Below are 25791 nucleotides of genomic sequence, written 5' to 3'. Positions count from 1 at the left end.
CTTACAAAAAAAGCAAAGCCGGTTATCTCTGTCCCCACGAGCCAATCTAATGAGATCGACTGATCTGGTTCAGCAATAACTGCTTTGCCTCCGGTTGCCCGGTCAACATGATCTATCTACCGCTCCAACGGCTCGGTTCCTCCACGATCATAGAAAAAGGGTCCTTTCGCCCAACTGACAGCCAGATGCATCAGCAGTTCGGTCTTTAGTTGCTCCCGAATTACAGCATGCTGCTCCTCATCATACAGGTTCGTCCACTCATGAGGGTCAACCGTCAGGTGATACAATTCCCCCTTCGTTTCATGCACTCTGGATGCGGATTCCGCGACAGCGCCTTCCATGTACAGAATGAGCTTCCACTCCGTGGTCCGCCACATATAGGCCGGAGCCGAATGAGGCGCCGTTACGCCCTTTCCATGAAATTCACAGAACGTTCCTCGATGCCTGAGATCGCCCAGCAGATCGACACCAGGAAGCATCAGATTCGCTTCAAGTCCGGCTGCACGTGTCAATGTCGGCACCAGATCCACCAATTCCGCAGGCCCCTGGTCAATCGTTCCGCGCTTCTGCTCCTCAATGTGGGTACCGGACAAGATAAGCGGCACCCTCACGCTACTGTCATACAGATTATATTTGGTGAAGCGAAACTGTCGTTCCCCCAGCATCTCTCCATGGTCCGAGACAAATACAATCAGCGCGTTCTCCAGCCTTCCCAGGTTCTCCAACTTCTCCAAAGCGAGTCCAAAGTAATGATCGAGCCAGGAGCAATTTGCCCAGTATCTTAACGTAGTCCTCCTCCGCTCCTCCGAACTGCGTTGGTCCCATACCTTCTTCTTGTCGAGATACGACTGTCGACTATTCGAATTCAATTCATCGGAAGCTGCCAGGTGAGTCTGCGTTTCATCCTCCCACGGCGGTTGCGGGATATCCGGAATATCTTCCAGCCTATACAGGTCTTCAAATGCTTTGGGTATATTGAACCCGGCATGTGGCTTCAGGAAAGACAGATAAAAAAATAACGGCCGCTCCGGGTCGACCCCTTCATCCAAAAATTGCAGCGCCTGCTCGGCTACCCAGCCATCCCGATGCTGATTCATCGGAATCTGACTCGTAAGCCCTGTATAACCGTTGACATTTTCCTCACCGCTGCCAAAATCCTTGGTCTCCTGATGATAGGCTTCCAGTGCTTCGGGATGGGAGTCACCCATCATTGTCGCTCCCTGTTCATAATGACCACTTTGACGGGAAAGACCGATCGATCTTACTTCGAACCCTCGCGTGGAAGGCTCATCTACACCATCACTATGGTTCCAATGCGTTTTCCCAAATCCCGCTGTCTGATACCCTGCGCGGTGCATTAACTCCGGCAACGGTTCGGAAGGCAGTTTGTCTTCCTCGAACAATCCGCCATAATTCGTTCGGACCCCAAGCTGGGACGGATAATACCCCATCATCATGGAGCTTCGGCTCGGCGCACACATCGGCGATTGGCAAACCGCATCGCGGAAAGTGATACCCTCGGCTGCAAGTTTATCGAGATTCGGTGTATGAATATGTTCATTGAACGTTCCAATACAGTCCCATCGTTGCTGATCCGTCATGAGAAAAATAATATTTGGCTTGTCCTGTGACACGTCACATCCCACTCTCCTTTGGGCTGAAAACTAAGGCGTGATTTAAACGGAGCGGTTACCCCGATTGTGCCCGGTATGCTTGTGAATGTCTTCCCGGTAACGACTTGGCGTCGTTCCCTCACTTTTTTTGAACAAACGATTGAAGTAACTGGGCTGATAGCCCACCTGCTCCGCAATTTCACTGATCTTGACGTCTGTTGATTCAAGCAGCTCTTTGGCCCGGTGGAGCCTTACCTCAGTCAAATAGTCCACAAAATTTTGCCCGAATGTCTGCTTGAATGCCCGGCTTAATGTGTAGGAATGAATTCCGTGAAGATCTGCCAATTCATCCAGCGATAACGCTTCTGCATACTGCTGCTGCGCATGCTCCTTCATCTGATGAACAGCCATCTGTATCTGCTTCTCTTCCTTGCCTGTGAATTCCTCTATACATACGTGCACAATCCGTTCCCTGAACCACAGGAACAATTCATCCAGATCATGCAGTTGCAGCACCTCTTCATACATCCCTACCCCAAACAGTTCGACCGGATCTTCCCCTAATTGCAAAAGGGTATGTTGTATGCGTGCCAGCAGTTGGAATAAAGCCTGACGAACATGCTTCTCCGGCACTTCAGATCCAGCATACGTGCCAATAAATATGCTGAACTGTTCCAGGGCAGAGTCCTGTTCACCACTACGTAATGCCGAGATGATGGCCTGCTCCAGCTCAAGCGGATATACTCCATGTTCATTCACATCCTGCTCTGCCTCCTCATTCATATCAATGATGGTCACATTGGAAGAGAATTGCCTCTTCCTCAACACAGCCCTCGATTCTCTGACCAGCTGTGGAATGTGGGAGGCATCTGATGTGAGTTTACTGATCGAGACTGTCATACGAACGTTCCATTCCGACTGCACGGCTTCCAGCCAATGCTGAGCCATCCGAGTTAATTCTTCTCTGAATTCAGGCGTCTCTGGCTGGACCTCTGGAGGGACAGCGAGCAACAGCGCAATGGACATGTCATGGTAATTAATCGTTTCGGCCCGGTAAGGAAGTTCCACCAACTGCCTGTTCAAAATATCGGTTGCGGCAAAACTGATCCACTCCTGAGATTCACTCTGATTTCGCTCCTTAGCCCCATATAGAAGAACTGCACTCGGACGAATGTGAGCAAACAGGATGATGAACCGCTCATCCCAAAGGACCCAGCCCAGCTGTGCCAGACGTTGCTTCCATTCATGGTCGGATGACAGTAACAGATGACCCAGCGTGAGTTGAATCAGCAAGCTTTCCCGAGCGAGCGGAAGTTGCTCTTCCAACCGTTGCTGCAACGATTCTCTCTCCTCATTAACGCCAATCCAGCGCTGTTCAATATGCTTGATTTCATCCAGTTGTACAGACCCATTCGGGCGGACAGAAGCCACGGTAAATATTCGCAGTAATTTCGTAAACGGTTTATATAGTTGCAGTGAACCGACCCACGACAGGATCAGAGCCAGCAAGAGTCCAGATCCGTTGACGAGAAGAATGATTCGGGGTACAGACACAATTGGAGCTACAATTTCATTGAGGGGAACCGCGGACACATAAGTCCAATCGGTACCCAGTCTGCGGTAGGTGCCCGATTGAACCGAGTAGGTCAGTCCTTCATATTCCATTAGAAATGAAGACAGATTCCCTTCCAGGTTCAACAGATGTTCACGGACAGCATGCTGTAATCCACCAAGCGCCTGGTCTTGTGGAAGCATGGGCTTCCCCTGCTCATCCAGCAGGAATGTCGTCCCGCCATTATACGGAGACAAGGTCTGTAACATGTTACCCAGTTGCTTGTTATCCAGCGTGATCGTTAGTGCCCCCAGTGCATCGTCGCTTCCACCCGGAAGTCGATTCACCATCATCATGGATGTGCCCTCCATGGAGCGTGACCAATATGTGGCCTGGGGCTGGTGAGTCAACCGTTCATACTTCTCGATCTCCCCAGCGTCTTTGATAAAATCATACCGTTCAGAATCCATCTTCACGGCCCGGGGTTCCCCCAGATACAATTGAACTTTGCCGATCAATGTATTGGAATTCTGAATCATCAGCAGCAATCGGTACAGTTCATGCACCTGTTTATACTTGAATACAAAATCGAGCTCTTTCAGACGGTTATCGAAAACCGGATCGAAGGCCCACTGCGAGAAGGTCAATTCAAGCGCATCCAATTGATCGCCAACCCACACGGTACGTTGTTCAAACTGATGCAGATGGGTTTGCTGCAAAATCTTTTCCATTTTGACGGTGACCCAGCCATACAACAGCACACCTGTAATGACTCCCGGAATGCAGGCGATAAACAGAATCATCATCAGGCTGCGCCTGAAATAACGCCCTTTGGGTAATGGGTCTGCTGTGCGCTTGAATATCATCTGTATGGCCCTCCTTTCCGGGAATACCCGCCTGAATGCAGATTCATCCTTTGACCGAGCCGATCAGTGCTCCTTTGGCAAAATGCTTTTGTATAAATGGATACACCACCAGTACTGGCAATATGGCTACAATAATCGCGGCCATCTTCAACATTTCTGTCGGCGGTGTCTCCACCTGCTGTCCAGGCGCAACCAGATCGATATTGGATGCGTTCAGCAACATGTTTTGCAATAATACTTGGATGGGCCATTTGGCAGAATCATTCAGGTATAACAGTGCCGCGAAGAATTGATTCCAGTAGCCTACAGCGAAAAACAATCCAAAAGCAGCAAGCGCAGGCATCGATAAGGGCAACACAATCGTGTACCAGGTTCGGATGGCACTACAGCCATCAATGGATGCCGCTTCGCTGATCTCTGCGGGCAGGCTGTCGAAGAAATTTTTCATCAGCAACACCGTCCAGCCATTGGCGAGCGCAGGCAGAATTAATGCCCAGATATTATTGATCAGCCCCAGTTCCCGTACCAGCAGGTAATTTGGAATGATGCCCGGGCTAAACAAGATGGTTAGTACAATCAGGAACATCAGTATTTTTCTGAATTGGAATCGCTTCTGGGACAGCGCATAAGCCAGAGAGGATGATACAGCCAGGCTGCACACCGTGCCGACGGTTGCCAGAAATGCACTGTTCCCCAGCGAGCGTGCAAAGGCAGGCGTGGATAACAAATACGTATAAGCTTCAACAGACCAGCGTTCCGGGAAGAGTACGATTTTCTTTTGCAAATACTCTCCGGGGTCCGTGAATGAAACGACGAAAACATAATATAGCGGGAAAAACATAACCACAGCCAGTAGTCCAAGCGTAACCACATTTAGGGACTGTCCAATCCGCTCACTCCATTTCATGCGATGCATTCGAGACCTCCTCTCCATTGATCAAAGGCTGGTACGGATATGGGTCGGGTACCGGAACGAACTAGTAGACGCCTTCCTGACCCATGCGCTTAACCAAGCGATTTGCAAAAACCACGAGCACCAGGCCAATCACGGATTTGAACAGCCCAACCGCTGTACTGTAGCTAAAATCGCCCTGCTCGATCCCTGTGCGGTATACATAGGTGCCGAACACTTCGGCCACTTCAGATACAGCGCCGTTGTACATAAGGAAGATTTGCTCAAACCCCACCTCCATGATGTCTCCCAGTCTTAAAATCAAAAGCACGATGATGACACTGCGGATGGCAGGCAACGTAATATGCCAGATCTGACGCAATCGTCCCGCTCCATCCATGCGTGCCGCCTCATACAGCTGAGTATCCACACTCGCCATGGCAGCTAGGAACACAATCGTGCCCCAACCAGCTTCCTTCCACATCGCTTGCAAGGTGACCATGATCCAGAAGCTGTCCGGGTTCGTCAATATATCCACGCGGGGCCATCCCCATAAAGTGAATAACTCATTAATCAGTCCCGTTCCTTTGGCGAACAGCAGCAGTGTTAACCCGGCAATGATCACCCATGAGAGGAAATGCGGCATGTAGATAATCGTTTGAATCAGTCTCTTATACGCCACACTTCGCAGTTCATTAAGTCCCAGGGAGATCAGGATCGGAAAAGGAAAGAACAAAATCAGATTGAGCAAGCTGATCGCCAGCGTATTTCGGAACAACAAGGCAAAGTCCGGATTATCAAATAGTGCTGTAAAGTGTTGCAAGCCCACCCACACACTGCCCTGAATCCCCCGAAAGGGCGAGTAATCCTGAAATGCAATGATGATGCCCCACATCGGGATGTATTTGAAAACGAGGAAGAACAATACGCCCGGCAATGCGAGCAAATATAACGACCGGTCACGCCGAAGTGCGGACAGCAGGTTTAACCCTTTCTTTTTGGATGAAGTCTGCCTCCCCTTAACCGTACTCATTCGTTGCTCATGGGTGCTCATGGTGTGCAGCTCCTTCCCTCAGATTCACTGTCCATTTCTTTTCTTGTAAGCTTCGGTCATCTCATCACTCATCGCCTGGAAATTCGGATCATTCCGCAGGATTTCCACAAAGGCATCCCAAGCTTCAATCGGCTCCCGGCCCAAAATAATTTTCGCTTTCAGATCCTGGATCTTCTTGTTGAGTTCAGGCAGCACTTTCTGCCCAGTCTCGGACTGAAGACCAGCGGCCAGATCCGCCACGCTCGTTTTGTCTCGCTCTGCCTCCACTTTTTTGAACAGTTCATTGGCCTGTGTCTCTTCATCCGTTTCACCCGTGGTATCCCAAGGCAGGTCGATGACGTTAACGATATGATTGAAATCCGACGCGTTATCCGCCGTCAACTTTTCACTACTTGCTACCTTTTTGCCATCGACCACTTCATAATGTGTACCTTCAATCCCGAACTGCTGGATTTCAAATACTTCCGGATTCATCCAGGTATCGACGAGTTGGAGAATTCGTTTCATCTTCTCTTCCGGCACACTAGCAGGGATCGCCAGAATACCGTTGTATCCCGAACCTTTCGGATTATATCCATTCAGATTGGTCAAAGGATAGAAATCCGTATATTTGAAAGAGGGATCAACCTTCTTCAGGTCATCGGCATAGATTTTGCGCATCGTACCTGTCTTGTCCACGATAATGCCCGCCTGATTGCGCTTGAACAGTTCCCTGGCCTGCGTTAGCTTGAGCGAAAGCAGATCTTCCGGCATCATGCCGCTGCTATAGGCTTTGGTTAGATATTGAAGGGATTCTTTCACCTCGGGCAACAGCTCCCTGTAGACCAGCTTCCCCCGCGACTCATCCCATTTCCAACTGCTATTGGTTCCGATAAAAGAATTCTCAATGGCTCCGAGAACGGGGCCCAGATTACCTCCCCAACCGAGATCATCCGGACTAATATACGCTGCAAGTGCGGTGGTATCTTTGGTTCCGTTACCATCAGGGTCCTGCTCTACAAAAGCCTCCATCACGTTGAACAACTCATCCGTGGTCTCCGGCACCTGCAAATTCAATCGGTCAAGCCAATCCTTGCGGATGATGAAAAAAGAATCTCCAGTGACCGGGCGAGGCCGCGGGATCCCATAATTGTTGCCATCTGCTGCCTTGGTTGTATCCCAAGCAATATCGGGAATGCCTCCGCTGAGGTTCGAATAGTCCTTGATATAAGGGGTGATATCCCAAAAAGCACCTTGTTTGACCATCTTGGTGAAGGTACTTCCAAATGGATCATTAATCATGATGAGATCAGGTATATCCCCGGAAGCCAGGGTCAGATTGAGCTTGTCTCCGTAGATATTGTTGGAGACCCACTGGATATTCATTTTGGAGTTAGTTGCTTCTTCAATGGCGCGTTTGATTACATTATCATCAGCAGCGGGGACGGCACTCGGCGTGATGGTCATAATGCTGACTTCCAACGGATCGTCGGCATTGCCGCTGCTGCCACTTATCTGTCCTTCTTCTTTATTTCCGCATGCACTAAGCACCACGGACATGACCATGACAACCGATATGATCCAGGCTAGATTACGGGTGTTGCGTTTCCCCACTTTTTGCATAGGCTTTCCCATCCTCCTTAGTCTCTTAAACCTATAGTCTTAATCGGATTAACGATTAAAAAAGGGGCTTTGACAGGCTCTTGAAGAAGATTCTTCCTGACCGGTCAAAGCTTTCACTCACTATAACGAACACCCGTATTTCCTGCAATTGCACTTTTTTGCACCTGTTAGAAACGGTAAAAATGTGCCCTAAACCCCTTCGATTCAACGATAAGGTCTGATAATACGCTCGTCCCACACTTGTACTTCAATATATCGTTCGGGACCTTGATCACCTTGACGGTTCCATTCTTGAGGCCAACCATAGGCCTGAATAACTTCCAGGATTTCATCTTTGGTGTAGACCTGCTTACGGTAAGGTTTATCATCCAGATAACGCATGGTTGGAAAGAGATCTCCATATGTGAAGCTCACAACTTCGGCAGACAGATCTTCCCACAGAATCATCACTTGATCCGGTTCGGTATACCAGGATGACAGCCATTCACATGCACCAAGGGTCAGATAGTGGGGATATGGATTGGTGGGGGTTCCGCCTTTGCCCTTAAACTTCTCATACGCTTGATGTTCAAGTGCTCTTCGGATGGTCATATAATCCGCTGATCGCTGGCTGGCAAAATTCCGGCCTTGATCACGGATTTGTTGAGTAACTGTTTCGGCTTCTTCATGAGACAGGCTGGAGAGATTTCGGAAAGGTCCAAGATTTTGTTCAAAATAATGATACGCCTTCAAATCCGTCATAGGAATCTCACCACCTCCAACAAATCGTTCCGTATCCATATTCGTTAGTCATAGTGTACATCATGCCATCATTTATGGAAATATCTGTAGCAAATTATTCATTGTGGAGATAAGTTACACTTGGGTACTTCACTTCACGGGGGAAATCCACTATTATTAAGGAAATATTAACCAATAAGTGGTAGACTAATAAAAAGTATTTATCTTCAGCAGGCTTAAAGGGAGGTCATCCTATGTTTGGTGTTAACGTGAAAAAAGTAGAAGATCAACTGGTCATCCGCTGGCAGTTCTCCAAAATTGAAATTCCTATCGCACATATCACATCGGTCACCCTGGATGATACGTACGGTGGAAGCGAACCATCCGCCATTCGGATCGGTCCAGTCAATGGCACAAGCGAGAGGATTCTGATCCGCACAGTGAATCAATCGTATATTTTATTCACTTCCAGCGTGACTTTACATACCAATATCCAAGCTATGTTACACCCGTCAAACTAGAGTGTTGCTCAACTTCTAATGTTTTAGGGGTCATGGATTCCACTTACATATGTGCGCTTCATTGATTCCAATTCAAGTTGGAAGTGGGGTCTTATAGCCAACTCCACTTCGGTAACTGATCGAGCGTAATGACCTCTTTGCTATGGTACAATTTCTTCAAAAACGCCACATCATTATGCGTCCCGTCTCTCAGGAATCCACCTGTCCAGGTACAGAACCAACTCCAGTGCACATCCTGTTCCTTCATCTGCTTAGGGTCAGGGATGGAACCGTTCTCGGCCAGTGCGATGATTTTGCTGTTCTCTACAAGCTCTCGCAGGTTGGTGTAACGTGTAGCCAGCGGGCTGTGGTCTCCTGCTTCAGGGTACACATCCACACTGACAATATCCACGATATCATCACCCGGGTACCATTCCGGTTTTTCCGAGTTCCAGACCCAGATAAGGTTGTGCAGCTGATGTTCTTGAACCAATCGATCACACAACAAACGATATAACTGTTTGGCAGGTTCGGGGCCTTTCGCTCCCCACCAAAACCAGCCACCCTCCGCTTCATGAAGTGGTCGGAATAATACAGGCACACCAGCATCCTTCAACTCTTGCAAGTGAAATGCAATCGCATCGATATCCCGAATCAATAACTGATATGCATCCGATTCAGTATCAGCCAGCGCGGAGGCAAGATCATAGGTGGTCGCATCCGTGTAAAACCCCCGCCACCACTCTTTACCTGGTTCATCGATCAGATCCGTCGGTGCATTCCAGTGCCAGCACAGCGTCACAATGCCACCTTGTCGGTGCCATGCAATCGCATCCCGGATCTCCTGGGAGACCGCGCCGCGCTCTGTTCTTGATGGCGAATATTCCATGAGATCAAAGCCAATCACAGCTGGTTTGCGGCCTGTGTTTTCATTAATCCAGTTCAGATTGCTGTAATCCTGCTGACCTGACAACATCCCTTTCCCATAACGCTCGATCAGAAACGCCATTAGTTCTCTCGCTTCAGATGTCGCTGCTTCATTCACCGGAGCACTGTTGATCGTACGCACCGTCATCACTAACACCTCCAATTGGGTTTACCATGTTAACCAACGACACCGGAACGTTCAATACTCTCCACGAAATAGCGCTGTACAAACAGATACAAAATAATCAGCGGTGCAATCGCCAGCAAAATGCCTGTATCCACGATCATGGCCACATAGTTCGGATCGGCCTTGATGCCCGAGTTCGAACCAAAGCCCATCAGTTGCGGAATCAACTGGTTCGCCTGTGCAGGCAAGGAAGCCACCTTCAGTGAGATCAGTGGACTTTCACTCATAAACAACGCCGAATAGAATGTATCATTGTACTGCCATACAAAAGAGAACAAAATGACCGTAATCAGTGGGGAGATCGCATTGGGCAACATGATTCGAGCAAACGTTTTGAATCCACCAGCGCCGTCAATCAATGCAGCCTCCTCGATTTCCTTTGGCATGCCCTTGAAAAACTGACGGAAGATATAGATGAACAACCCCGCCTTCAGTCCTCCCGCTGTAGCAGCCGTAATCATGGAAGGCCAATACGTATTCAGCAGATTGATGCCATTCGTTCCGGTGAACAAGTGGATGATGCCCAGAAAGTCAAAGCTGCGGAAATGCAGATACATCGGCACCATGAGCGTACTTGTCGGTACCAGAATCGTGAGAATTACCAGCACAAAGAGCACATTACTACCCGGAAACGAAAACCGGGCGAAGCCATATCCGGCAAGTGCACAGGATATCGCTGTCAGAAGCGTTGTGATGGTAACGAACAATAACGTGTTCGCCAGCAAAGGCAGGTAATCCATCACTTGCGCCGCTAGCCGAATATTATCCAGCGTAAAATGCTGAGGAATCATATAAATCGTTGGATTGTAGATATCCTGTTTATCCTTGAACGCAACTGACACTTTGAGAAATAACGGGTACAAAATAATAAATGAAATGCCGATGACCAGTGCATATCTGAATATGGAATAGAGAAGGTCCAATGTCTTGTTTCGCACCCGATACATGTGGTAATTCTGCTTGGGAACTACTACCATGCGATCTGTCCCTGATGCAGCCATAATCTGAAGCCTCCCTTAATCTTAACGGTCAGTTATAATGAACCCGCCGTGACAACACCCAGCCCACTACGATCAGTACAAGGCCAATCACCAGTGTATACAGCCAAGACATCGCCGAGCTTAAGCCAAAGTTCTGGGTTTTGAATGCAGTTTGGTAGATGGCCTGTGTGACTGGACTCCCGGCAAATGAATCAATGATCGTATAGATGACATTTGTCAGAATCAACGGACTGACCATGGGAAATGTAATTTTCCAGAATGATTCATAGACTGTCGCCCCTTCGATCTTTGCAACCTCATACATCGATCCCGGTACCGATTGCAACGCGGCAAGGAAGATCAGAATCTGTACACCCGAGCTGCTAATAATCTCATAGATTCGCATGATGGCTTCAACGATGTAATCCACATAGGCCATCGGTAGTCCCACATCCGCCAGCATCCGCACAATGGATACCACGTTGAACGAAGCACCGCCATCGGCTGATGCATCCACCGCACTCGCATCCCCCATCAGATTGATTAATCCCGCAGACTCAGCTGCTGCAACTGCACTGGAAGCCAAAATAACCGGCAGGAAAAAGATCGCACGTGCCATCGTTCTGCCTCTGAACTTCTGGTTGAGCAGTGTCGCCGTGAACAGACTGAAGAACAAAATCATCGGCACATTCAGCAGCATCGCTCCAACGGAGTCGACCAAAATCCGGTTGAATGTAGCATCAACCAGAAGTGCATCCTTGAAATTTTTAAATCCAACGAAGTCCAGAACGTACCCGCCCGGAGCAACGGACAGATTACTCAGACTGAACCGAATCGATTGCAGGAGTGGTGTGGCAAAGAGGAAGATGAAACCGAGCAGCCACGGAGAAATAAATGCAAGTCCAAGCAGCGCTCTCCGTGACTTCAGCGATAATCGAATGGTTCTCATCGGTTCACTCCTCCCACCACATAGTCCGTCCCGCCAACTGTTGTTCCATCCACGGTTACTGCATCCGCATTGTAATTCACAAGGATGGATGTCCCCCCAGTATAGGTGATCCGGACCACACCATCCTGAATGCGTTCATGCTTGAGAATCTGCTCATTCGCCAGATTTCCCAGCACTTCATTGGCCTGCTTATACAAGGCAACGGCATCATCCACCCAATATGCATACTCCGTTGCGTAGGCCGAATCATAATTCGTCAGCTTCAGCCTGGATGATGGTTCATAGGTCCATTGAAAATATGGAGCTGCCCCAAGTTCCAGACTGCGCAGCAACTGTTTGCGGAGATCCTGATCCCCCGACGTGTTCATTGGAGATGCCGCATAGTTCATGTATCCATGAATGACCATCGCATAAAAAGGAACTTCTTCATCGGTAATATTGAACCGACTCGACCCTGCGGGTGCATTCACAACATGTTGTGCACTTCCCCAAGCGTAGCTATTTGCTGCGGATACCATCAGGTTCGGATAGGACTGTTCCAGCTTGCCCAGCTGCTCCTTCACAATGTTCTTCGCCGTCTCCCGATGAATCACCCGACTATCCCGATAATCTGAAGTCAGGACCTGCCCGAGATCACGAAGGGATAATCCACCAAGGCCCAGTTGATTGAATCTGTCAGCAAACTCACTCACCACATAAGGAAGCTTGGCCGCTGAGAGCAAATAATAACTTTCCCTACTCTGATCCATGCGATTAAGTGCAGGATTGTACGGATACAGTTCTGCTGTCTCCTTCGTTACAAACCGAGCTGCATCCGAGGAAGGAGCAAAGCGCATATCATCGTGATACATGTGCTGGAAAGCCACATCCGGGAACAAAGCTCCACCCGACTGCTCCAGCTTGGTGGACAACGCCTGCAATTCGGAACGACTGCCCACTTCACTGTTCAACTTCACCTGGGTTGGCGTATGATGACTGATGCCACCTCCAAACCATCCCTGATACCGCATTTGTACGCGGTTCACACCATCCTTCTGTAACTTTGCTGCCATTTCGGCAGCCTGTTCGTACGTCGTCATGGCTAAAGTGGTCCGATAGGGCACGCTTAGGAACGAAGCCTTTTTGTCCACTGCACCAAGCACATCTACATAGAATGGCAACTCTGTCTGTTCCGCGAGCGGCTTCAGTACATCCTGCTCTATTAACTGTTGCTGATACAGGCGGGCCATACCCGAGTAACTGGCATCTTCTCCATGAAGGAAATGATAGCGGACCTGAATATCTCCACGGAAAGGCTCTTCGCTGAGCAGCTGAATCTCCTGCATTTTCTGCGAGGTATACATCTCCAGTTCATCTTCACCCCGCAGGGAGAAGGTCGCATGCACGTGATTGTAACTGTTCTGCCTGCCTCCAATATCCGCGGAGATACTGGCAATGCCGTCCCCTTTTTCAATGACTGCAAACCAGGCATTCTCTCCGTTTTTCAGACCAAACACAGGCATATGCGCGGATTCACTAACCTGAGGACGACTGAGCGAATTATCATTTGGGTCTGTGCCGTATATGCGCTGTACATACTGCTCTTCCTGGGTTTTCCCGTTGTTCAGATGGATCAGGCTGCCGGAACCATCAGGCACGAGCATATAGCCCTCACCCTTCGTATCCGCAGCACCAAAGTAAGCGAGCAAATCAATATTCCGAATGCGGTACTGCCCACTCTCTTCTATTTGGCTCAGAGGCACGGTCACAACGAGTGCCCCCTGCTCAAGTCGATATTCCACAGAAATGACGAAGCTGGGCTTATCCGATACGCCTCCGCCTTCGACTCCATTCTCCTGATTGTCAAAAGCCAGATCGTCCGCGGTGTAACCCGCCGTCTCAAAGGCACTCAGCATCTTGTTCAGCACAAGTTGCTTCGAAATCTGTCCATCCAGCCGTTCCAGAACATCCGGATTGTTCTTGGTTGGATAATATCGGGCAGATGTGTACCTTGCGACAGTAGCATCCAGCTTGGAAAGCACTTTCTCCTCCAGACGCTGTTTGCTAATCAGTTTAGGCAGCGCGTCAATGCCAAGTGACGTATCACCAAGCGTATAGTTCACCCGAATTCCCTGATCGATCTGACCCACTGTGAATTGTTTATTGCTAATACTCGAACTGAAATTCGGAAAGTTCTCCAGTGTGCCCATCGCATCCCGGAAAGACACATTCAACTGGGAGGACAGCACTTCTTTTTCATATGCGGAAGCAAGACCATCCTCAGCCCGTTCTTTCGGGTTGCTGTACCAGATCTCTCCACTTTTCCCGTCACGTACTGCAATTTCCGTTGTCTCCTCGTTATAGTACAGGGCGAGTCTCTGATCTTCAGCGACCAGTTGCATACCAGGCACACCCTGCGAGGAGTCGCTAAGGAACTGCAACGGGTCCTCCGTGACGGGCATGGCTGTGGTTGTCGTATCCAGATAAGCCGCGGCTTCTACGGCAGGAATCCCCCTGTTGTTTATATACAGCAGCCCGGCTGCAATCATGATTACAGCTGCACCACCAGCCAGCACCGTATATAATCGTTGCCTTTTGTTCACGGATGCCGCCTCCTTTAGGTCCGAAAAATCAACTCGCGGTAAATGTTATAACCGAATTCGTACAGCTGTTGCAGCATGCTGAAGACCAGTGCACCAAGGAATACAATAATGCCCATCACAATGAGTGTCAGTACCATCGTAATGATCGTTCTAATCACCGTGTACTGGTGCACCGTCATCATGCCAATGAACAGAAGCAACACAAACCAGAAAAACGCGATGCTATTAAAAAGATAATAAAAAGCAGTCTCCTCCTGTACCATGAACCGGCTGATCACGATCATCGGGGCATAGATCAGAATAACCGGAATGAGCGAGTAACCTGTCGCCAGAACGATTTCCCTGAACTTGCCTTCCCCTTCCATCAAAGTTGTTACTGCCCAGTTGGCCATGCACCATAGAAAGAAAGGTACTGCAACCGTGGCGATCTCGATGATGCTATTAATCGTACGAGGATCGATGTAATTAACGAGAAATCCTGCGTACTGCTTTTGCAAAATCATCATAACAATGGTAAGCGCCAATGCTGCAAAAGCAACAAGCATCCGCCCCCGGTTATCCGACTTGAGGTCCCAGAATGCATCAATGGGGTGAAAAATGAGATGCAGCGGAAACTTAATGAAATCCTGCTTCACGATCAACCTGCCTCCTCCGTCTCCATTTAACCGCTACCCGGGTCAGGATCAGAATGACAATCAGCGCGATTGCAGCGGTCAGGAATGTACCAAAATGTTCCTTCATCATCTCCCGCCGATGCCTCTTAAACGCGACAGAATAACTCTTGCGGTCCATTCCAAGTTCGAAGTAACCTAGCGCTTCCTCGTTTTTCTTCTCCATTAATAAGGACTTGCCGATACCGATATAAGCGATGTCATAGTTGGCATTCAGCTTAAGCACTTCTCTCCATATATTTACGGCCTCTGTGTCCTCGCCCCGATAGTGGAGTGCCACCGCTTCATTCACACGGGCACCAAAACGGGTCGGCTCATAAACGACAAGGTTGTTCTTGCCCCGATCCAGAACCAAGTGATGCTCACCCGATTGTTCAATCGCGACAGGTGTTTTGAGTGTGCCCACCTGATTTCCTTTGCCACCATATATGTAGAGCAGATGACCTTCATCGTCGTACGTGAACACCCGGTTCTGTGTCGCATCCAGTACACTGTACATGCCGTTGCCCAGCACTTTCACATCAATCAGTTTGGAGGGACCCGGATTGTTGCGGAACCGGATATCGCCTTTAACATCGTAATAACCAAACCGTTTCAGCACATCTTCACCAGACGGATTCAGCCGCTTAATCGGTTCATTTGAGCCGGGATCAATATTCGTTGCATACACAAATCCTTTGTGGTCCATATCCGCATTGGAGAACTCCGTTGGAACAAACAGGACCATCTGTGCGCGCTGAGCTTTGGTGGACAACATACGCCAGATATATTCGCCGTAGTCCCGCTCCACTTTGTTCGTACCGACGTATCCGATAAATTTCCCACTCTCGTCAAACTGCATAATCCCTTCGTAGACCCCTTGTGCCACAACGTACACTCGGCCTACATGGTCCACCGTCAGTTTTAAAGGCTGGAACTGGAATTGGGTCGATAGGATATCCGACTCGGGCTTTGTGATGGTTTGTATCAGCGTCCCCTCTCCATCCAGGACAACCACACGACCGTTTCCCGTATCGGCGACGTATATGCGTTCTTGCTCATCCACGAACAATCCGCCCGGAAGGTTAAAGGTCTCCTTGCTGCCCTCCATCATGAATCCATCAATGACGCGCAGCAGCTTAAAGTCTGGGTCCAATACAACAATTCGGCTGTTGCCGCTATCCAAAATATAGATCAACCCGGAGGGAGAAACGTTCACATCACCGGGGTCTTTGAACTCACTAATGCCGAGGTCACCGCCTGATATAGTACGCTCGGGCAGATAGGCATCTGGTGAAGGAACAGCCTCTTTCCAGTAGTTGTAGTTATAACTCTCATACGGCGCCGGGGAGGCCGCCGCAGGCACGGCATTCACCAGCAGCAGAGATACTGCCGCCAGGAGAACAAGCCATCTTTTCACTGTGCGTGCCATATCGTTCCCCCTTAATCCTTCATGCCCGAGCTCGCCATCGTCTCTATGATTCGGCTCTGAGAGAAAATAAATAGCGTGATCGGCACACTCATCAAAATCAGTGCTACCGCAGCACCCGCTCCTGCCCGGGATATTCCGCCCTGAATAATCTGACCTGCTGCATAATGCAGAGTCTTGAGCTGCTCGCTGTAGATGTACCCATTGCCATCACTGCCCCATAACATCTGGAACAGCAGAATGATCAATGTAAGCCAGGCTGGTTTCACATTGGGCATGACAATGGACCAGAAGATCCGGTATTCACTGGCACCATCAATCTTGGCTGCTTCCAGCAGTGCATCCGGGATCTGCTCCATGAACTGTTTCATTAGATACAACCCGAGTGAATAGGCAAATGCCGGAATAATGACGGCCCAGTACGTGTCGATCCATCCGAGCCATGACATGATCATATAGTTCGGAATGGCCGTTACCGCAGGTGTGAACATCAGTGACAGTACGACCACTTGGAACATGAATACTTTGCCCGGAAACTTGTGTTTGGCAAGCGGGTAGGCAGCTGCCGAAGCTAGCAGTACATGGCCTACGATACCGATGCCTGTAATAAATACCGTGTTGAATATATAACGTGAGAACGGCACCCATGAGTCACTCAGCAGATTCAGCAGATCTGTAAAGTTGCTGAATGTAGGATTTTTGACAAACAGCGTTGGTGGAAAGGTAAAAATCTCATCCAATGGTTTGAATGCATTGTTGATTGCATAAATCAGCGGCAGCACCATGAAGGCACCAAATACGAGCAGAAGGGCAAACAGGGAGAGGCTTCCCGATAGCGAGCGATTCACCCGCTTTTTGCCTGTCGCAATTGCAGCCATAGCTATTCTCCCACCCTTCGAAGCAGTTTCTGTACCAGCAAGTTGGTGCCCACCATAATCATGAACAGTACGGTGGCAATTGCTGATGCATATCCCATCTCAAACCGCGTAGTACCAAAGTCGATCAAATGGGTTACCACAGTCTCTGCTGCATAGTTCACGCTTGGGAACCCGGCCAGTGCGATCGACACATCGGCCACGGCAAACGAGGTTGTCAGCTGAATGACTGCGCCGAACATGAGCTGTGGACGCATCGAAGGCAGGGTAATGTACCATAGTTCCTGCCAGCGATTTTTGATCCCATCCACCGCTCCCGCTTCGTACAATGTCCGGTCCACCGTCTGCAAACCAGCGATAAACGCCAGAAATCCAGTTCCGAGACTCAGCCACAGCTGCACGAGAATGAGGATCGGCATAATGTAGGCTTCTGTCTTCAGCCATTGAATCGGCTCCAGCAGAAAACCCCATTTGATCAACAGCCCATTGGCAATACCATAACGATCTCCTGAGAAAATCATCAGCCAGATAAAGTACACATTGCCCGAGATGGAGGGCGCGTAGAAGATCAGCGTCATGAACGCTCTCCATTTCGGTGTTAACTCATTAATGATCCACGCGAAGACAAAGCAGGCAATATAACTGATCGGTCCGGTAATGATGGCAAACAGCAGCGTATTCTTGATCGCAATCAGGAATACATCATCCTCCAGAAACAGGCGAGTGTAGTTCTGCCAGCCAATAAAACGTGGAAATTCCAGCATGTTAAAGTAGGTGAAGCTGAGTATGATCGAGATGACAACCGGAATCACGGTAAACATGAGGAACAGGAGCATATAAGGTGCAAGCAGAACATAGGAATGTTTGCTGGCCTTCATTTCCTGGAGCTTCCAGCTCCACCACGATTTCATGCCCATCCTTGACGCTTTCTCAGGAGGACTGTTTTGTCGGTCTCGGAGTGATATTTGTGGCACGATTAACCCTCCCTCTGCTTACGGAAGACCAAATTCATTACGTTTGACGCGAATCTCGTCCTGAATATATTGGGTATAATCCATGATGGATTCCCTGGCTTCCACTTGGCCAACAACGGTTTTGTAAAATGCATTGAACAGATGGCGGCCTGTAAAATAACCACCGGGTACTTCAGGAATGCCCTTCACCGTTTCGAATTGAGCCTTGAGATTGGCGTAATCCTCCGCAGGCCACGGCAGGGAATCCAGTGCCCTGATGTTTGCCGTTGGATAACGGGCAGCCGCACCCATCAGTCCTTCCATCTCCCGTCCGAATTCCGCCTGAATCGGTGTACTGGTCCACCACTTCATGAACTCCCACGCCGCATCCTGATCCTTGGCACCCTCCAGCATCATGACTGCGCTGCCTCCACCCGGTACGTCCCGATTCAAGGTTCCATCCGCCTGAACGGTTCCCGGGACAGGAACGAATCCCCATAGTCCCCGAATCTCCGGTGCAAATACGGACAACTGGTTGTACATGGTGTAATCCGTTAGTCCAATAGGCATCTGTCCTGTCCGGAAACGGTTGGCAAAATCATATTCCCGCTCCAGCTTGTAATCGGTATAGAACTCCGTCCACTGCTTGAACGTCTCGATCCCAATCCGGGAATCCAGATCCGACTCCTTGTCATCGTTCCGATAGAAGGCGCCGCCGTTCTGGAGCAGCATCGTGGCATACTGCGAGTTCGGCGGAATATTGACACCCTGCATATTCGCCTGGGTCACAATTGGCATGCCGAATTCCATATGATTCTTGCTCAGAATTGCGAGTAGAGCTTCGACATCTTCCCAGTTCTGAGGCACTTCAAGACCGAGTTCTTCGAGCACGTCTTTACGATAAAACAGCATGTTAAAGGTCTGTGTTTCCGGCAAGGCATATACGCCTGAATCATACGCATACGGCACGATCGCACTTTCCCTGAACTCCTGTTCTACAGTGCTATAATCACTGAATTGCGTCAGATCTACAGCCGAGTTCCGCATCGCAAAGTTCACCGGCAGATCGTTGCCGATCTGCATCGCTACGTCCGGTCCTTCACCAGACAAAGTCGCTGGCAACAAGGTTCCCATATTCACCAGCTTCAGATTCACGTTAATGCCACTGTCTGGTGTGAAGGTCTTGTCAATCATCGCTTTCATCGTATTCGCCTGGTCACGTCCGCTACCTATCCAGACCGTTACCGTACGCTGATCTTCCGATGTGGCTACATTGCCGATCTGGTTATAATCAATGAAGAACGAATGATAGAATATCTTCGCTTCATGACCAAGCTTGGCAAGTGGCCCCATACCTGTTCCGGGAATATCTTGGTCAATCGAAGTGACGTACAGTGCGTCAATCTCAAGAGGCTGCTCTCGTGCCTGTTGCACCCATGTGCCGAGACCACCTGTGTTGGTTTTGTATGCCGCAAGCCGTCTTGGAATGGTATCTGGCTTGTCAATCATCTCGTCCAGTTGCAGCGCCATCGTATTGATCAGCGCTTCCTGATCGCTGGACTGTCCTGACAGAAGACGAAGCTGTGCAGCCACGTCTTTGAGTCGTTTACTTTCCCCGCTGAACACTTCCAGCAGGTTCGGAATCTGTTTCTCCACCCGGTAATCCCGGAATTCATCAGGCTTCGTACCTGTAATCATCAGAATTCGTCGGTACATGGAGTTCAAGTTGTACAGACTGTCCTCCACATTGCGGATAAGAGGTGCAAAATCTCCGAGGCTGTTCTCCAGCCGCAGCACATGTTTTCCTTTTTCCAAGTGAAACTTGTATGCTTCCTTGCCGCCCATGACGTCAATGCGATAGTCGCTTTGGTAACGGAAAGGTGCTTTCGCCATCTCTGCAAACGGAACTTCACCATCGATGGTCAGTTTACGTGTGGAATAGATGCCTTTGACAAAATTCTGCTGTCCGGTAAAACCGATATGATAAAGTCCACTCTCCGGCACATCCACTTCCCATTCAATCCATTGTCCTGGCAGACGCCAGTTAAAGCCGCCAATCGTATTGATACGTACCTGGGAAGCGCTATAGGGAGATACAGCAGAACTTGACCTTTCGCTCGTCGGGTATAACGTAGGTGAAGATTTGGCAATCGCGGCTTCTCCTTCAATGCGAATCAGTACATCCTTCGGCTGCCCAGAGGAATCCGATTGTTGTGCCCCTGCAGTCTCCGCGTAAGGAACAGCTGTCTTCTCATTAAAAAGACGAATGGACCGGATCACCATGGGCTCACGCGATGATTTTAGCGTTAGCGTGTGTTCCCCTTTTTCCAAATAAAACTTGAATGGAGCCTGTTCGTACCCGTCGGAGTCCTGAAACGTTTCTTCCATCCAGCGTGGTTGCTCCACTTGTCTCGGGCGGAGGTCGTTACCTTGATTGTCCTGCTCCACAACATCTTTCTCATTCGCCCATACCCGGTCAAACTGCAAATAGGCGGCTTCCGCAAAAGGAAGTTCACCATCAATGTATAATGCACGCTCAATGGCCGAACTCTTGCCTTCAACGGGATAATAGATGGCGGACAGGTTATACAGCCCGGTCTCCGGCACATTAATGGTCCAATCGACTTGTCCGGTCTCTCCCGTATGGAGAGATACTCCGTCCATTCCCTCATAATTAGTCAGTTTGCGGACGTCTTCACCTTCGGCTCTTATGTAATCTGCTGCTTCAATGGTGATGTCCACATTCGGCTGCGAAGCCTGGCCCGTTCCAGACCTATACTGTTCGTATCCCTTTTTCTGCCGGGTCTGCTGCAAGATCGCATCCACTTCAATGGCAGGCAGACTGCCAGGTGGAATGTCTGCACTCTTCACATCAGCGCCGGAAGTTACATATAGAATGATGCAGGCTGCCGCCACAATGATCACTGTGGACAATATCCATGTCTTACGTTGTAGAATTCCAGCCATCCTACGAGTCCTCCTCATCAAGGCTGATGCCAGCAATGCCGATTTGGTGGTTCAGGAAAAGGGGCTCCGTGCAACCTTGCCGACACGAGCCCCTGCCTGAATCGTTTGCTGGTGATAAGTGTTGTTATTGTTTGCCGAGTTTATCAATGGCAGCTTGTGCCTGTGCTTTGTATTTCTCGGCTGTTGCTGTCACGGAAGCGTTGTTTTTGATGATATCGTTCACATAATCCCCGAATGGGTATCCTGTGTAGGCATCATCCAGCAAGATGCGGCCTGTTCCGGCGATGTGCTCGCGAATGATGGCAATATCCTTCTCGTCGGTATAACGACTCTCCAGATAATCCTGACCTGGATACTCTTCAATCTGCGGGATGTCGAAGGTCTCTTCATAGATTTGGTAGACGATCTTTGGATCTTCCACACCTTTTGGAATAAACTTCGCCGATGCCGCGTTGTTTGCATACGTTACCTCTTTGCTACCCTGTGGCCCGTTCGGAATCGGCACAACACCAACAGCAAAGGTGAGATCGCCCAGCTGCCATTCAGCAGCGGTGAACAGAGCTACATCTCCATCTTTGAACGTATTGCTTTCCTCCCAATTGGTTTTGTCGCCGGTTTTGACCTTCACGACGTTTTCCACGTTATACAGGCGTTTGACGAATTCGGCAGCTTCAATCGTTTTCGGATCGGACAATCCTTCTTTGCTATTGGTATCATCCACGATCGTTCCACCATTGGCAGCGGTAAAATGACGAACGACATCAAGCGCCCAGCCAGAAAATCCGTATACGTCAGTTTTGCCGTCGTTATTGGTATCTTTGGTTGCCTGTTTGGCAAGTTCCATGAATTTGTCCCAATCCCATTTACCTTGGTTATACAATTCTTGAGGATCAGGCAAAGATAATTTTTTGAACAAGTCACGGTTATAGTGAAGTCCCAGACCAATGCTGGTTGGAGATTCGAAGGCGTATTCGTTGCCTGCAATGGCAGGAAATTTTGCAATCAGGTTAGCCTCTTGGTTGATGTTATTCTCAGGTGTAGTGAATTCGGAGATGGGCAATAGTTGCCCTTTGAGGATGGCGGGTAGTGCGGATTTGTACTCCATCTGAACGATGTCGGCGAACGGTTCGCCAGCCAGTGCAGACGTTGTGAATTTGTTCATGTATTCTTCAAAAGGTACGTTAACAAACTCCAGTTTTACGTTGTATTTCTTCTCGACCTCTGCAATTTTATCGAGTCTGGCCTTATCGGAGGCCGTCTCTCCCGCTGGTTTCAAGTCCCACCAGGCCGCAACCTTAATGACACGCCCACCCAGATCAGGCACATTAACCACAGCTTCTTCCGCTCCGCCCTCTTTCTCTGTCTCAGCGACTTCGGTGCTGTTACCTGAGTTCGTTGTTCCCTCTGCTTCGGTCCCCGTCTGCGCTGTCCCCCCACCACTGCAAGCGGATACAAAAAGCATCACGGCCAATAACATCAGAGGTAGAACATTCCATCTTCTCATCATGATTTTAACAACCTCCCCGAATGTGTATACCAATCATGGTTCACCCTAAATCGCTAACCCCATTCATCAACCAATCGAAAATAAACAACCACCACCATTTGTTATTTTCTTGTTTGTTTTTGACAAACAAAATTTAACACAGCAAAATGTAAGCGTCAACATTTTTGTTGTTAACATTTTCTATTTATTCTGATAAAATGCTGGTTAAGCTGTAATATGCCTGTGTTAAAGCTTATTCAACATCCTGGAATCTAAGTACACACTTATTAAAACCACGATTGCAACTTTGTTTATTTTGTTATTTTTATAAAATAACAAAATACTAATTCAGCAGACAAAATTCGTCATTCTATCTGAAAATGCGCTTATCTATACGTTCAATGTCTATCGTAAAATGCTGTGCATCACTAACATTTTGAATTCTCTGTCCGTTATTAGATTAAGAGAAATACATCATGTTATACTAGGAACAGTTGGATATCGCTCCAAATAAGGAATACGGCAGAACTACGAGTGTAAGGATGGTATGATGAAGACAAAGGTAACAATTCAGGAGATTGCACATTTTACGGGTTTGTCGAAATTCGCGGTATCACGAGCTTTGTCTGGAAAATCGGGCGTTAGCGATCAAACGAGGGATGTCATTCTTAAGGCCGCTGGCAAACTTGGATATTTCAAAGATAACAGCATGTTGTCTGGTGAACTGTATAACAACCATGAACTTCAGGAACCAAAGAACACACGTTCAAGCGGAACGATCTTGATTTTGTTCCCCAATGTTCGGTACCAAAATCAAGACTCCGTATACTGGGGACCCGTCTTTAACGGGATCTCTTCCAAGCTGAACCAAAAAGGGATTAATATTTTGACCTTAACGGAACCCTCAGCAGACCAGTTATTTACCCTGCTCAACCCGGATGCCATTCGTGGAATCATTACCGTTGGTTCTATCTCGACCCCGATTCTGCTTGAAATCAAGCGTCTCAGTATTCCGGTTGTGATGGTGGATCATCTGGACCCTGTTTTTCACAGTGACAGCATATTCACCGATAACTTTGCATCCATGCGGGAGATCATGCTCTATTTGCTCCGCAAGGGTTTCAAAACATTCCAGTTCGTTGGCAATATCGGGGATGCTCATAGCTTCTATGAACGCTGGATTGCATACACCTCTGTGCTTATGGGCCATGGGATGGAAATACATCAGATTCCCGAGCTGAGTAATCAGGCATTGGATGAGTTCCGCCAGACGTTCACTTCGGTGATTAGTGAGGATAACCTGCCTGAAGTGTTTGTATGTGCGAATGATTTCTATGGGCTATACACCATAGAAGCCCTTGAGAGTATGGGTATTCGTGTACCCGATCAGTGTGTTGTCACGGGATTTGATAATCTATACGACAATATCCCATTACTGGCTACAGTTAATGTGAACAAGGAGTTGCTCGGTGCGCGTGCAGTGGATCAGATGTTATGGCGCATTGCAAATCCAGAGAGCAACGTCGAGAAAAAGTTGATTCTTGCTGACGTCATTATTCGTGAACAGTTCGGCAGGCATAGTGGATAAAAGCATATATGGAATAACGCTTATGTCCACATAGAACAGCACGCCAAACACCCCTTTAACCGTAATCGTGCGGCTATAGGGGTATTTGCATTACTGTATGTTGTGTAATGTTTATTGTTTATTTATAATAGGCCGTCACATCATCCCGTTTTATGTATCTGTACGCACATCATCCCACGCCTGATCCAGATAACAGATCAGCCAGTTCAATGCACGGTGACGTTCATAAGCCACTCCACCATTCAGGCCAGCGGGAGGTGTTTTGTCATTCACACGACTATCGACACATACCCAGTTATAACGGTAGATCAGATCTGCTTCATCCAGAATCTCGCTCTTGTTACGCAGAGATGCATCGGAGAGAAAGTCGGTAAAGCTATCCTTCTGTTGCAAATAACCGACATCCTTCCCTACGTTACACAACTCTGTTGGTGCACTCAGTTCCTTCACATAACCAAGCGCCCATAACATTACGTGGTAGGCTTCATATCCCCAAGAGAAGGAGATGATCTCCTGCTGCTCTGCTCCGTGCTGGTCGATAAACCTCTTCTCTGCGGGTGAGAAAAAGGATTCAGCCTCATACTTGTCGATCACTTCCTGAACCAGTGCTGCGGTATCATCCGCACTTTCGCCGGCTCCCAGACACTCACCCTTAAGCGCGGCAAGGCATAGGGCAACCGCACGGCGCGCGACTTCCTCTTTACTCCGAATCGTGGTGTGTTCGTCTCCGGCCCTTGCAGGCAAGTTCGCATTATACGGAATGCCTTGTTCAGTCAACCGTTGCTCTGAACGCGCTTTACGTTGAATGCCAGACTCCGACTGGGGTCTGTTACCGTCAAGGAAACTGGTGTGCGCTGTCACCGTGTAATCCTCCACCTCAGATTCTCCATTCACATCCAGCAATAGCTGGCCTTGTGCATCCAGCAGGGATCCACCTCCCCAGAAGATGACGGCATCCAGCGCATCAGCCAACCGCAATAACTCGCCGAAGAATTCTTCCGATATGTCCTCTTCCGTCTCAATACCAACCACCATGTTCAATGTGGAACACTTGATCAATACCTTTTCCTGGAGCGAAGCATTGCGCCCTTTAATCTGACTCAAAAATCCAAGCATCCCCTGAATCATTGTCGTAAATTCCTCAGGATGTGTCTGGCTGGTCATGATATTAAAGCCTTTGGTTTTTTTACTGAGCCATTTTTTCTGAATCACTTGAATATGAGTCTTGTCTTCCCGGCGTTTAATCGTCCCCTCAGGATAAATGGATTGAATCACTTCAAACAGCTGATCCAGGTCAAACTGAGAGCTATATATCGCACAATTCCTCATGAAGTTCACCCTCTCTATATATAGTTCAACTAATGAATATTTACACTGGCACTCCGATGGCAGAATAACTTTCCGATCGCTGTGATCCCC

General features: G+C 48.7%; 19 protein-coding genes. 2 read left to right on the top strand and 17 right to left on the bottom strand.

Annotation, left to right across the window (positions count from 1 at the left end; genetic code table 11):
- Positions 1-116: 116 nt before the first annotated feature.
- The 6 genes from MKY44_RS06600 to MKY44_RS06575 all read right to left on the bottom strand — a co-directional run bounded on the left by MKY44_RS06600 (position 117) and on the right by MKY44_RS06575 (position 8320).
- A complete protein-coding gene (locus MKY44_RS06600; RefSeq protein ID WP_341006520.1) occupies positions 117-1634 on the bottom strand; it encodes a sulfatase family protein in 1518 nt (505 codons plus the stop codon).
- 42 nt (positions 1635-1676) lie between these two features.
- Positions 1677-4031: an AraC family transcriptional regulator gene (locus MKY44_RS06595; RefSeq protein ID WP_341006519.1), complete on the bottom strand. Its 2355-nt coding sequence runs from the start codon at positions 4029-4031 to the stop codon at positions 1677-1679.
- A gap of 43 nt (positions 4032-4074) precedes the next feature.
- Entirely contained in the window at positions 4075-4947 is an 873-nt protein-coding gene (locus tag MKY44_RS06590) for a carbohydrate ABC transporter permease (protein ID WP_442956210.1), read from the bottom strand.
- Positions 4948-5008: 61 nt separating this feature from the next.
- Entirely contained in the window at positions 5009-5977 is a 969-nt protein-coding gene (locus MKY44_RS06585) for an ABC transporter permease (RefSeq protein WP_445670638.1), read from the bottom strand.
- Between the two features lie 24 nt (positions 5978-6001).
- A complete protein-coding gene (locus tag MKY44_RS06580; protein WP_341006518.1) occupies positions 6002-7579 on the bottom strand; it encodes an extracellular solute-binding protein in 1578 nt (525 codons plus the stop codon).
- 204 nt (positions 7580-7783) lie between these two features.
- Positions 7784-8320, bottom strand: a complete 537-nt coding sequence (locus tag MKY44_RS06575) for a hypothetical protein (RefSeq protein ID WP_341006517.1) — start codon at positions 8318-8320, stop codon at positions 7784-7786.
- A gap of 233 nt (positions 8321-8553) precedes the next feature.
- Between MKY44_RS06575 and MKY44_RS06570 the strand changes: the two genes are divergently transcribed.
- Positions 8554-8820 carry a SunI/YnzG family protein gene (locus tag MKY44_RS06570; RefSeq protein WP_127544537.1) on the top strand — a complete coding sequence of 89 codons (267 nt, stop codon included), beginning with the start codon at positions 8554-8556 and terminating at the stop codon, positions 8818-8820.
- A 91-nt stretch (positions 8821-8911) separates the two neighbouring features.
- Here MKY44_RS06570 and MKY44_RS06565 read toward each other — a convergent pair whose 3' ends face one another.
- The 10 genes from MKY44_RS06565 to MKY44_RS06520 all read right to left on the bottom strand — a co-directional run bounded on the left by MKY44_RS06565 (position 8912) and on the right by MKY44_RS06520 (position 22802).
- Positions 8912-9874: a glycosyl hydrolase gene (locus MKY44_RS06565; RefSeq protein ID WP_341006516.1), complete on the bottom strand. Its 963-nt coding sequence runs from the start codon at positions 9872-9874 to the stop codon at positions 8912-8914.
- Positions 9875-9903: 29 nt separating this feature from the next.
- Positions 9904-10914, bottom strand: a complete 1011-nt coding sequence (locus MKY44_RS06560; protein ID WP_341006515.1) for a carbohydrate ABC transporter permease — start codon at positions 10912-10914, stop codon at positions 9904-9906.
- A gap of 28 nt (positions 10915-10942) precedes the next feature.
- The gene (locus MKY44_RS06555) at positions 10943-11842 is read right to left on the bottom strand and encodes a carbohydrate ABC transporter permease (protein ID WP_341006514.1); all 900 of its coding nucleotides are present in this window, start codon (positions 11840-11842) and stop codon (positions 10943-10945) included.
- On the bottom strand, positions 11839-14424 hold the full coding sequence (locus tag MKY44_RS06550; RefSeq protein ID WP_341006513.1) for a DUF5696 domain-containing protein: 2586 nt from the start codon (positions 14422-14424) through the stop codon (positions 11839-11841). Before MKY44_RS06550 ends, MKY44_RS06555 begins: the two co-directional genes overlap by 4 nt.
- 14 nt (positions 14425-14438) lie before the next feature.
- Positions 14439-15059: a YIP1 family protein gene (locus tag MKY44_RS06545; RefSeq protein WP_339198309.1), complete on the bottom strand. Its 621-nt coding sequence runs from the start codon at positions 15057-15059 to the stop codon at positions 14439-14441.
- Positions 15040-16506, bottom strand: a complete 1467-nt coding sequence (locus MKY44_RS06540; RefSeq protein ID WP_341006512.1) for an NHL repeat-containing protein — start codon at positions 16504-16506, stop codon at positions 15040-15042. The genes MKY44_RS06545 and MKY44_RS06540 overlap by 20 nt, the downstream gene beginning before the upstream one ends.
- Before the next feature lie 11 nt (positions 16507-16517).
- Positions 16518-17381, bottom strand: coding sequence for a carbohydrate ABC transporter permease (locus MKY44_RS06535; protein ID WP_017689719.1), 864 nt, complete (start codon positions 17379-17381; stop codon positions 16518-16520).
- Positions 17382-17383: 2 nt separating this feature from the next.
- The gene (locus tag MKY44_RS06530) at positions 17384-18295 is read right to left on the bottom strand and encodes a carbohydrate ABC transporter permease (RefSeq protein ID WP_047842211.1); all 912 of its coding nucleotides are present in this window, start codon (positions 18293-18295) and stop codon (positions 17384-17386) included.
- Between the two features lie 75 nt (positions 18296-18370).
- The gene (locus tag MKY44_RS06525; protein WP_341006511.1) at positions 18371-21298 is read right to left on the bottom strand and encodes an extracellular solute-binding protein; all 2928 of its coding nucleotides are present in this window, start codon (positions 21296-21298) and stop codon (positions 18371-18373) included.
- A gap of 124 nt (positions 21299-21422) precedes the next feature.
- Positions 21423-22802, bottom strand: a complete 1380-nt coding sequence (locus MKY44_RS06520) for an ABC transporter substrate-binding protein (RefSeq protein ID WP_282322203.1) — start codon at positions 22800-22802, stop codon at positions 21423-21425.
- A 529-nt stretch (positions 22803-23331) separates the two neighbouring features.
- Here MKY44_RS06520 and MKY44_RS06515 point away from each other — a divergent pair.
- On the top strand, positions 23332-24372 hold the full coding sequence (locus MKY44_RS06515) for a LacI family DNA-binding transcriptional regulator (protein ID WP_341006510.1): 1041 nt from the start codon (positions 23332-23334) through the stop codon (positions 24370-24372).
- 150 nt (positions 24373-24522) lie between these two features.
- Here MKY44_RS06515 and MKY44_RS06510 read toward each other — a convergent pair whose 3' ends face one another.
- The gene (locus MKY44_RS06510; RefSeq protein WP_341006509.1) at positions 24523-25701 is read right to left on the bottom strand and encodes a DUF4272 domain-containing protein; all 1179 of its coding nucleotides are present in this window, start codon (positions 25699-25701) and stop codon (positions 24523-24525) included.
- Positions 25702-25791 lie beyond the last annotated feature (90 nt).

This window comes from Paenibacillus sp. FSL R7-0026 (assembly GCF_038004485.1).
GTDB classification, from domain to species: domain Bacteria; phylum Bacillota; class Bacilli; order Paenibacillales; family Paenibacillaceae; genus Paenibacillus; species Paenibacillus xylanexedens_A.
The sequence above is the reverse complement of the archived record's forward strand: the minus strand, read 5'-3'. Positions and strand labels throughout refer to the sequence as shown.

Excerpts from the sequence above, each read along its gene's own strand:
- MKY44_RS06595 (WP_341006519.1), bottom strand. The coding sequence starts at position 4,031 with ATGATATTCAAGCGCACAGCAGACCCATTACCCAAAGGGCGTTATTTC.
- MKY44_RS06590 (WP_442956210.1), bottom strand. The coding sequence starts at position 4,947 with ATGCATCGCATGAAATGGAGTGAGCGGATTGGACAGTCCCTAAATGTG.
- MKY44_RS06585 (WP_445670638.1), bottom strand. The coding sequence starts at position 5,977 with ATGAGCACCCATGAGCAACGAATGAGTACGGTTAAGGGGAGGCAGACT.
- MKY44_RS06580 (WP_341006518.1), bottom strand. The coding sequence starts at position 7,579 with ATGCAAAAAGTGGGGAAACGCAACACCCGTAATCTAGCCTGGATCATA.
- MKY44_RS06575 (WP_341006517.1), bottom strand. The coding sequence starts at position 8,320 with ATGACGGATTTGAAGGCGTATCATTATTTTGAACAAAATCTTGGACCT.
- MKY44_RS06570 (WP_127544537.1), top strand. The coding sequence starts at position 8,554 with ATGTTTGGTGTTAACGTGAAAAAAGTAGAAGATCAACTGGTCATCCGC.
- MKY44_RS06565 (WP_341006516.1), bottom strand. The coding sequence starts at position 9,874 with ATGACGGTGCGTACGATCAACAGTGCTCCGGTGAATGAAGCAGCGACA.
- MKY44_RS06560 (WP_341006515.1), bottom strand. The coding sequence starts at position 10,914 with ATGGCTGCATCAGGGACAGATCGCATGGTAGTAGTTCCCAAGCAGAAT.
- MKY44_RS06555 (WP_341006514.1), bottom strand. The coding sequence starts at position 11,842 with ATGAGAACCATTCGATTATCGCTGAAGTCACGGAGAGCGCTGCTTGGA.
- MKY44_RS06540 (WP_341006512.1), bottom strand. The coding sequence starts at position 16,506 with ATGGCACGCACAGTGAAAAGATGGCTTGTTCTCCTGGCGGCAGTATCT.
- MKY44_RS06535 (WP_017689719.1), bottom strand. The coding sequence starts at position 17,381 with ATGGCTGCAATTGCGACAGGCAAAAAGCGGGTGAATCGCTCGCTATCG.
- MKY44_RS06530 (WP_047842211.1), bottom strand. The coding sequence starts at position 18,295 with ATGGGCATGAAATCGTGGTGGAGCTGGAAGCTCCAGGAAATGAAGGCC.
- MKY44_RS06525 (WP_341006511.1), bottom strand. The coding sequence starts at position 21,298 with ATGGCTGGAATTCTACAACGTAAGACATGGATATTGTCCACAGTGATC.
- MKY44_RS06520 (WP_282322203.1), bottom strand. The coding sequence starts at position 22,802 with ATGAGAAGATGGAATGTTCTACCTCTGATGTTATTGGCCGTGATGCTT.
- MKY44_RS06515 (WP_341006510.1), top strand. The coding sequence starts at position 23,332 with ATGATGAAGACAAAGGTAACAATTCAGGAGATTGCACATTTTACGGGT.
- MKY44_RS06510 (WP_341006509.1), bottom strand. The coding sequence starts at position 25,701 with ATGAGGAATTGTGCGATATATAGCTCTCAGTTTGACCTGGATCAGCTG.